The sequence below is a fragment of the Arthrobacter sp. 2MCAF14 genome, from assembly GCF_052115645.1.
GTDB lineage: Bacteria > Actinomycetota > Actinomycetes > Actinomycetales > Micrococcaceae > Arthrobacter.
Map to the genome: position 1 here is coordinate 181,822 of NZ_JBFRHB010000003.1, position 8,679 is coordinate 190,500.

7 protein-coding genes are annotated in these 8,679 nt (G+C 63.9%); 1 reads left to right on the forward strand and 6 read right to left on the reverse strand.

What is annotated here, in order from left to right:
• Positions 1-53: 53 nt before the first annotated feature.
• The 5 genes from AB4074_RS04410 to AB4074_RS04430 form a co-directional block, all read right to left on the reverse strand.
• On the reverse strand, positions 54-1,715 hold the full coding sequence (locus AB4074_RS04410; protein WP_441412276.1) for a glycoside hydrolase family 32 protein: 1,662 nt from the start codon (positions 1,713-1,715) through the stop codon (positions 54-56).
• A 106-nt stretch (positions 1,716-1,821) separates the two neighbouring features.
• A complete protein-coding gene (locus tag AB4074_RS04415; RefSeq protein WP_441412277.1) occupies positions 1,822-3,426 on the reverse strand; it encodes a glycoside hydrolase family 68 protein in 1,605 nt (534 codons plus the stop codon).
• 550 nt (positions 3,427-3,976) lie between these two features.
• Positions 3,977-4,708, reverse strand: coding sequence for a YcnI family copper-binding membrane protein (locus AB4074_RS04420; protein WP_441412278.1), 732 nt, complete (start codon positions 4,706-4,708; stop codon positions 3,977-3,979).
• Between the two features lie 116 nt (positions 4,709-4,824).
• Entirely contained in the window at positions 4,825-5,430 is a 606-nt protein-coding gene (locus AB4074_RS04425; RefSeq protein WP_441412279.1) for a hypothetical protein, read from the reverse strand.
• A 104-nt stretch (positions 5,431-5,534) separates the two neighbouring features.
• Positions 5,535-6,335 carry a purine-nucleoside phosphorylase gene (locus tag AB4074_RS04430; RefSeq protein WP_441412280.1) on the reverse strand — a complete coding sequence of 267 codons (801 nt, stop codon included), beginning with the start codon at positions 6,333-6,335 and terminating at the stop codon, positions 5,535-5,537.
• Positions 6,336-6,480: 145 nt separating this feature from the next.
• Here AB4074_RS04430 and AB4074_RS04435 point away from each other — a divergent pair, with 145 nt between their 5' ends.
• Positions 6,481-7,896 carry an NAD(P)H-quinone dehydrogenase gene (locus AB4074_RS04435; protein WP_345449641.1) on the forward strand — a complete coding sequence of 472 codons (1,416 nt, stop codon included), beginning with the start codon at positions 6,481-6,483 and terminating at the stop codon, positions 7,894-7,896.
• Between the two features lie 14 nt (positions 7,897-7,910).
• Here the strand turns inward: AB4074_RS04435 and AB4074_RS04440 are convergent, their stop codons facing one another.
• The gene (locus tag AB4074_RS04440; protein ID WP_441412281.1) at positions 7,911-8,447 is read right to left on the reverse strand and encodes a hypothetical protein; all 537 of its coding nucleotides are present in this window, start codon (positions 8,445-8,447) and stop codon (positions 7,911-7,913) included.
• Positions 8,448-8,679: the final 232 nt, after the last annotated feature.

The following is an 8,679-nucleotide window of genomic DNA, read 5'->3' on the forward strand; positions in this document are numbered from 1 at the left end:
CGTTAAGAGGCGTCTTAACGACAACAACTGCGAGTCAGTTGGGCTGCAGAGCGTCAGGGTTGCATCCGGGTGCTGGTCAGCACGAAGCCCGCGGTGCCTCCCGAGCTGAAGGCGGCCGCACCCGTGTTGCCCCATTGCGGAAAGAAAATGTCCGAGATGACTACCGAGCCGTCCTGTGTGAAGACCTCCACGGACGAGGAATCGAGGAGGATGCGGAGGCGGACCTTGCCGTCCTTCATGGGCACGGATGCTTGGTGGTAGGGGCTGAATTTCGGCGAGAAGTTGGAGGTTCCGGCCGCGGAACGGTCCACTTTCAGGGTCTGGCTTGCGCGGTTGTACGAGATCCGGAGGCCTGCCTTTCCGTCTGACGAGGCCCGCAACACCATGCCGGCGTCCGCTGAGCCCGCAACGTCCATTTCGGCGTCGATAAGCTGGGTTCGGGACCCGAATTCGCTGCCGAGGGACTCCGTGGAGTCAGTGACGGTGAGGTTTTCGCCATGTACTTCACTGGTCTTGGCGTTCGTGAGGGCATCCGCGGCGGGCGGGGCGATGGTCGAATGGAGCTCGAAGCGGCTTCCCGTAGCTGCGAGCGTGAGTTGGCGGGGGATGGCCATGGATCCGCGCCACGGGGTGCTCGGGACGGACTGCGCATAGTCCCAATTCCCCATCCAGCCGAGCAGTACCGGCTTTCCACCGGGAGCCGCGGAGATGGTGTTGGCGGCGTAGAAGTCCGCTCCATGGTCCAGCCATTGCGAGTCCGTCAGTGGGTCACCCGGCTTCGCCGCGTTTTCCGCCGTGAACCGGGTGCCGTCGAAATCGCCCACGAAGTACTGCATGCCGGAGCCTCCCGCGATGCCTCCGGGGTTGATGCTCACGATCATGACCCACTTCTTCAGTCCGTTGCCGCCGTCGACGTCCATCTGGAGAAGTTCGGGAACTTCCCAGAGGCCGCCCTGGGCGCCCACCCCGGAGAAATCGCTGAGGAAGCTCCAGTGCAGCAGATCCGTGGATTTGAACAGTTTCACCACTTGGGCGTCCGCTACCACCGTGGTCATGACCCAGTATTTGCCGGGCTCATACCAAGTGATTTTGGGATCGCGGAAGTTGTTCGACGCCGGCTGCAGGCTGAGCACCGGATTGCCTTTGTACTTGGTCCAGGACGTCCCATGGTCGAGGCTGTAGGCCACGGACTGGGCCTGGCTACCCTTGGGCAGGGCCCCGCCTTCTCCGTATGAGCTGGTGTAGAGGGCTACCAGCGGCGGGTTTTCAGCGGTGCCCAAGCCGGAGGCGTTCTTGGTGTCCGGAACGATCGCGCCAGAAAAGATTTCCTCGCTGACGGAGCCTTCCATGGCTACGGGCTGTTGGGTCCAGTGCACCAGATCGGTGCTGGTGGAGTGGCCCCACGACATATCTCCCCAGAAGTTGCCGTGCGGATTGTGCTGGTAGAACGCGTGATAGGTGCCGTTTTCGTAGACAAGCCCGTTGGGATCGTTAATCCAGTTTTGCGACGCTGTCAGGTGCGCGGCGGGCCGCCACGGGCCCGATTCGGACGGTGCGGGTGCAGAGGTTCTGACAGCGGATGGCGGGTTCGTCGCGGACCGCGAGGAGTCCGGCGTCGGAGTGCAGGAGCTCGCGAACATTGCCACGACGACGGCGACGACGGCGAGTACCGCCTTGCGGGCGGGCCGGAGCGGGCGTTGGGGAGAGTGGAGCATGGGACTTCCTGGGTTGTGGAGCGGGGCGCCCGGGGTGAACCGGGCGCCCCATAATCGCCGGGCAGGCAGCAAATCCTCTGCCCGCCCGGCTGGAATTGACGGTGGCCTACTTGTAGAGGCCTTCCCCTCCAACGCGGACGTTGGTGGGGAGGTAGCCGAACGGGCCGAGGCCGTTCTTGCCGAAGCTGCGGTCAACCTGGGTGACGCCACCGGCGAAGTTGATCTTTACCGTGGGGGAGAGGGACCCTCCACGGACTCCGTCGACATTGTCGATGAATGACTGCACCAGGCCACCCGGCTGCACGTAGTGCGAGTAGGCCTGGAACTGACGGCCGTTCTGCTGTGCCGACTGGGTGCCGCTCGGGTTGTTCGCCGGGAGGTTCAAGTCGGTCGGCGAGCCGAGCGCGAGTCCCGAGTTGTTCACCGGCTGGAAGTCCGAACGGACACCGTTGCCAACAAAGCCGTAGACGCCGTCGGGACCACGCATGCCATCGGCGTAGGTGAACTGGTGGCTGATGGTGAACAGGTAGTACTTGTTCTTGCCGTTTTCGTTCTGGATGAAGATCTGGGGGCGCTCGGTCTGGTCGTTGACGCAGTTGGCGGACAGGATCGGCGGCAGGAAGTGCCACTGGGTCAAGTCCTTGTTGTCGGCGACAGCCAGGCCGACGCTCGCGGTCTGGAACCACGAGCCGGTGGTGGTGTTGACCGTGTTGGTGTTCTCGGCGTGGGGATCGCCTTTCTGGTAACCAAGATCGGCATCGGTGCACTTGTAGGAGCCGCGGTTTCCGGCCGTGTTGCCCTCAAAGACCATGAAGGTCTGGCCCGGGTGGGCCGGGTCTTCGAAGGTGTACGGGTCACGGAAGGCGAAGCCGGCGTTCTGGGCCTTGGTCTGGTACAGCTTTCCGTCCGGCTCGAGCAGCTTGGTGTGCTGGAACCCGTCGAAGGTCACACCGTTCTTGTCGGCGTGGATGTTGCCGAGGGCCTTGGCGATGACTGCGTCCGGAGCGATCCCGCCGCCTCCCGCGTTGCGCTCTGCACGGTCGTAGAACGTGGTGGCCGTGTAGAACACGTTGACGTGGTCACCCTGCATGAGGCGCGTGGAACCCGACCATTCGGTGTTGCCGATGGAGGTGTTGTCCAGGAACAAGTGGCCGCCGTAGTTCCACTTGTCCTTCGCGGGGTCGGCGTTGGTCTTGCGGAAGAAGTAGCCGATGCGGGCGTTCCAGTGGCGCTGGTCGAAGCCGTAGCCCGCGTGGCGGTCGGCGACGAGGGAGAAGATGACGTCCCAGCCCTTGTAGCTGATCTGGTTGGCGTTCTGGTCTGTCAGGGACCAGGTGTCCCAGACCCAGACGTCGTCGTTCATGGCCGGGAAGTCCTTGGGGATCTCCGGCATGGTGACGCTGGGGCTCATGGAGTTCTGACCGGGGGTCACGTTCGGGTTGCTCTGGGCCATGATCTGCTTAGCATCCGCCCGCGTCCATTTGGACGTGAAGCTTGCTGCGGGATCAAAGGCTTCCTGCGTGTGGACCGTCGGCAGCGGGAATCCCGGCGTGGGAGCCGGCATTGTGGTGGCCGGCTTGTCGGCAGGCAGGTTCGCCTGGGCTGCCGGGGATGCCATCAGTACCGTGGCGGCCACACCGGCAGCGACCGCAAAAGCGGCTGCCGACCGCAGTCGGCGGCGCGGCCTGTGGGGGTTTGAGTGAGATTTCATGCTTGCTCTTCTCGCGGAGGTTGGACTACGGGGATTGGGCGCAAGCCCTTGTCCGAACTCCGGCGTTCCCGGTAACACCGATGGCGTCGTCAGGAACGCCATCGTCTCGGGTGGATGAGGATTCATAGGAAGCCCCCATCCTTCGGTCCTGGCACGTCGACTTGCCGGACCGATCAAAGCTTGACGCGCCGCTGAATGTGGCCGCAACTCGTGTTTCGCGCGGCATTCCGGGCCATAGGCCACATGTTAGACATATGTGCGCAAGCGCTTACATTTTTACACCGCGCGCGTGCCATGGAAAGCGCGGCGGGGTCAATTATTTTTGAATAAATCTGATTTATTCAAAAAGTTCACACGCCATTAACACTTGGGTGAATTGACTTGACAGAAGTCGGAAAATTGCCGTGACGACGCCTGTCGCGTGCTGCTTGCTTGGATCGGGGGCGCGTGAGCTGGCGGGCAACCCCGGACCGCTCCTACCATCTCGCTTCAGATGCAAAACTGCCCGCGCCGGGATCCGACGCGGGCAGTTCCGTGGTTGGTGGTGGCGCTATTTGGCCTTCGTGGAGCGGGTTCGCACCAGGGCGGTGACGCCGGCAGCGAGGCCAATGAGGCCTGCCGCGAGTCCGAACCAACCGGCCGTGGATCCGGCGTCGCTGGATGTCGGAGCCGCAGCTGACGGGGCCGGGGCCACGGACGGGGAGGACGTGGGAGCCGCCGATGCGGCTGCGTCGCTGGCGGTGGTGACGAACGAGGGAGCCGGGTGCTCGGGCTCTGGTTGTCCCTCAACGGTCTTCTCGTCCCACTTCACTACAGTGCCGTCGGTGTAGCTCTGGGTGGCGGGCAGCGTCACAGTGGTGCCGGCGTCGGGCAGTACGCCGACGGAGATCGAGAACGCCTGATATTCGTTCTGCCCGATCTGGTGTGCTGCGTCCGCAGTCCAGACGACCGAACTGACAGCCTTGGTCACCGTTGCTCCTGCGACCGTGACGGGTTTTGGCAGGGTGGTGGTGACGAGCTCGGCCGTCCAGCCCTCGACCGGCTTCACGGACACCGAGTTGAAGGGTGTGTCGGTGGGGAGTGAGACTTCGAGCTTGTTGGTCTTGGCCGTCGGGGACTCGTTGGGGACGTTGAAGGTCAGGTGGGTGTAGCCGCCCGCTGCCGGGTCGTCGGGATTGACGTTGACGTGTGCGGAGGCGGCCGAGACGCCGAAGGCGAGCAGCCCGGCGACCATGGTGGCGGCGCAGGCGGTTTTGAGGGTACGGCGGTGGGATGTCTTCATGGCAATGGTGCCCTTTCACAAAGGAAAAGCGGTTGGGACCGGGGCGGATGGAGGTCCGGACCGGTGAAGGCAAGGAGCTGCCGCCCGTCCCTGCCCGAGTGTGAAAGGGGAGAGTCTTAGGCGGCGGACGCCAGGGCTGGTGGACCGCGCCGGGAAGGAAGCCGGAGGCCGGGAATGGCCCGAGGACGAACATCCGGGCTCGAACGGGGGTGGGGGGCGCGAAGTGGCTGGACCACTGTTGCCGCGGGTAGTTGGACCAGCGGGCGCAGCCACGCAGCCAGCGCCCATAGTGCTCGTTCGCCGCGAGCGAGCACCAGCGCCGTGCCCAAGGTTGCCACGGTGTGCGCTGCGAGCATCTGCCAGTCGCTTGCCGCGGCGTGGGCCGAGGCGATGGCGCTTACGGTTTCCGGAGCGGGCGCCAAGCGAACATGCCCTGCATGCCCGGACTGCAGCGGTGCCGCGGTGGAAGTTCCGGACAGGGCGCAGAACGCCCAGTGAAGGCAGAGCTGCCCGGCCCCCAGCAGCCCGGCTAGGGCGGGCAGCGAAAGTCGGACGCGCGTCAGGATGGCGACGGGCAGGATCGTCAGGGCACAGAGCGCCGTTAAAATAGCTGGCGCCGGAAGTTCTCCGCCGCCAGCCAGGTGCCCGCCCGCGGCGAAGCCCAGAATTATTGAGCCGATCAGGCCCGTTCGCAGGAACCGCAAAGGCGCGGATGTCGTCATCGGCGGTCCTTTCCGGTTCGAGCGCTACGGCGGAGAATCACTCAAATTCTACTGTGCTACGAACTCCGGAATAGCCGGGGCACCTTGGCTCCCCGGCTATTCGATCAAAGCTTGGCGATGATGTCTGCTAGGAGGCGCGAAATACGTGCGCCCGCCGTCTGGCCTGCCTCGATGACTTCCTGATGGCTCAGCGGCACCGGGCTGATGCCTGCAGCCAGGTTGGTTACGAGGGAGATGCCGAAGACCTCCATACCTGCGTGCCTGCCGGCGATGGCTTCCAGAGCGGTGGACATGCCCACCAAGTCCGCGCCGATTCGCTTGGCGTATTGGACCTCCGCAGGAGTTTCGTAGTGCGGGCCGGTGAACTGGGCGTAGACGCCTTCGTCGAGCGTCGGATCCACTTCGCGGGCCAGGCCGCGGATGCGCGAGGAGTACAGGTCCGTGAGGTCCACGAACGTGGCACCTTCAAGGGGAGAAGCCGCGGTCAGGTTGATGTGATCACTGATCAGCACGGGCGTGCCGGGGGTCCAGGCTTCGTTCAGACCGCCGCACCCGTTGGTCACAACGAGGGTCTTGCATCCGGCTGCCGCGGCTGTGCGCACGCCGTGTACTACGGCCCGAACGCCCTTGCCTTCGTAGTAGTGGGTACGCGCGCCGAGGACAAGGGCCCGCTTGCCCTCTTTCGTCAGGACCGAACGGATGGTGCCCACATGCCCTTCAACAGCAGGAGCGTGGAAGCCGGGAACTTCCGACGCCGTGAGGGTCGCCGTCGTCTCGCCTATGAGATCCGCAGCCGCGCCCCAGCCTGAGCCGAGCACGAGCGCGACGTCGTGGGATTCGACGCCGGTCTCCGCCGCGATGTAGTCGGCCGCAGCATTGGCGGCCTCGAATGGGTCTGTGTTCATCAGCTCTGTGTTACTCACTGGTACAAACTACAGTGCCGCGCGCGCTGTTGAACAGGGCGCAGTTGGGCAGGTAAACGGCCTCTGGGGGCGTTCTCAGGTGGGGCTTAGTGGCAGGTCCGCCGGTATTAAGTGAGAATTGAACATTGTGACCATGCATCCTGACTTCAGCTCACCACGAATCGCGATCCTGGGCGGAGGTCCAGGCGGATATGAAGCGGCCATGGTCGCGGCCCACTTGGGAGCGCGGGTAACCCTCATCGAGCGCGCCGGGCTCGGCGGCTCAGCCGTCCTCACCGACGTCGTACCTTCCAAAACCCTGATCGCGACGGCGGATCTCATGACCCGAGTCGGCGAGGCGGGGGAGCTGGGAGTCAAGTTCGCCGTCGACGGCAGCGATGTGGCGCCGGGCATGCGCGCGGACCTGGGCCACATCAATGACCGCGTCCTGCACCTCGCGCGCGAGCAGTCCGACGACATCCGGGTGGGCCTCGAGCACCTTGACGTCGAGATCCTGATGGGTTCCGGAAAACTTTTGGACAACCACACCATCGAGGTCACCACGGCGGACGGCACCAAGACAATCACCGCCGACGCCATCCTTCTCGCCGTCGGCGCGCACCCCCGCGAGCTGCCCACGGCCAAGCCGGACGGTGAGCGCATCCTGAACTGGGCGCAGATCTACAACCTCGAAGAACTTCCGGAAGACCTGATCGTCGTCGGGTCCGGCGTCACCGGTGCAGAATTCGCCTCGGCCTACAACGGCCTTGGTTCGAACGTCACCCTGATTTCGAGCCGCGACCAGGTTCTGCCCGGCTCGGACACGGACGCGGCCCAGGTCCTTGAAGGTGTCTTCAAGCGCCGCGGCGTGCGCGTTTTGTCCCGCTCACGCGCGGAGGCGGTTGAAAGGACCGACGCCGGTGTGAAGGTGACGCTCGGCGACGGTTCGGTGGTGACCGGTAGCCATTGCCTGGTGTGCGTGGGTTCTATTCCCAACACGGCCGGAATCGGGCTGGAAGAGGCGGGCGTGGCTGTCACGGAGTCCGGCCACATCAAGGTGGACGGCGTCTCCCGCACCACCGCGCCGAACATTTACGCCGCTGGCGACTGCACGGGAATCCTGGCTCTCGCCTCGGTCGCTGCCATGCAGGGCCGCATTGCTGTTGCGCACTTCCTGGGCGACGCCGTCATGCCGATCAAGCTGCACCAGGTGGCCTCCAACATCTTCACTTCACCGGAAATCGCCTCTGTGGGCGTCTCCGAGGCCGACCTCGAATCAGGCAAATACCAGGGCGACGTGGTCATGCTGTCCCTGCTGAGCAACGCCCGCGCCAAGATGCGCAACACCAAGGACGGCTTCGTCAAGATCATTGCGCGCAAGGGTTCCGGAACGGTGATCGGTGGCGTCGTCATCGGCCCCAATGCCTCCGAGCTCATCTTCCCGATCGCTGTTGCCGTCAAGCAGAAACTGCACGTCGACGACCTCGCGAGCACCTTTACGGTGTACCCCTCGCTGACCGGTTCCATCTCGGAAGCGGCGCGACGGCTGCACGTGCATATGTGACGGTTGCAGCGGGCCTAACGCCGTAGAACCCCACTCAGCCTGTCCAGTGATTCAGGGTGCGCGGCAATCTCCAACTTGCCTTCGTCCGTCAACACGGTCATTGCCTGAATTCCATTCACCCGGATGTACTTACGGTCCTTGCCGCTGAGTTTTTGGCGCTCTGGTAGCAGATCCTGGACCTTGATCGTCGTTGCCCGTCCTGACGGCTCCAGGGTGTCGTACACCGCGGGCTGGAAATGGATAGACCCGGCGCTGGGCGTCGCGATCCCTTGGTTCCAGATGCTGCTGAGCGAACCGGGCCGGGAGTCCGGGTAGCGGATGTAGACCATGATTTGGCCGGTTTCTTCGAGACGGGCTCTGGTCTTTCGGCTTCGCCGGATTCCGAAGACCGCAAGAAGCCAGTAGCCCAATGTCCACACAAAGGCGGTGATAGCGGAGTCCGCTAGGCTGTGCCGTCCAACTGCCATCCAAACAGCTGTGGCGAACACAAAGAAAAGAACATAGCCGATGGCCATGGCGAGATATGGGTGCTGCCGGGCCCATTCCTTCATGGGCCAATACTAGGTAAGCGCGTCACCCTGCAACAGGGCCACGATGACTCTTGGTCAAGGTCCGCGGAACTGGATACGTTGCCTGACTGACTCGAAAATGGATGGTGAGTGGTTTCAGGTTGCTGCGGCGGTCTGATGGATGGGGTCGAATCGGACGGTGAGGCCGAGTGCGTTGGCTTGTTTGGTGATGCGGCGCATGACGTTGGCGGGCTCGCGTCGGGTGAAGTGGTCA

Bases quoted from the DNA above. Each gene is read 5' to 3' on its own strand.
- AB4074_RS04410 (WP_441412276.1), bottom strand. From the start codon at position 1,715: ATGCTCCACTCTCCCCAACGCCCGCTCCGGCCCGCCCGCAAGGCGGTA.
- AB4074_RS04440 (WP_441412281.1), bottom strand. From the start codon at position 8,447: ATGAAGGAATGGGCCCGGCAGCACCCATATCTCGCCATGGCCATCGGC.
- AB4074_RS04425 (WP_441412279.1), bottom strand. From the start codon at position 5,430: ATGACGACATCCGCGCCTTTGCGGTTCCTGCGAACGGGCCTGATCGGC.
- AB4074_RS04420 (WP_441412278.1), bottom strand. From the start codon at position 4,708: ATGAAGACATCCCACCGCCGTACCCTCAAAACCGCCTGCGCCGCCACC.
- AB4074_RS04415 (WP_441412277.1), bottom strand. From the start codon at position 3,426: ATGAAATCTCACTCAAACCCCCACAGGCCGCGCCGCCGACTGCGGTCG.
- AB4074_RS04430 (WP_441412280.1), bottom strand. From the start codon at position 6,335: ATGAACACAGACCCATTCGAGGCCGCCAATGCTGCGGCCGACTACATC.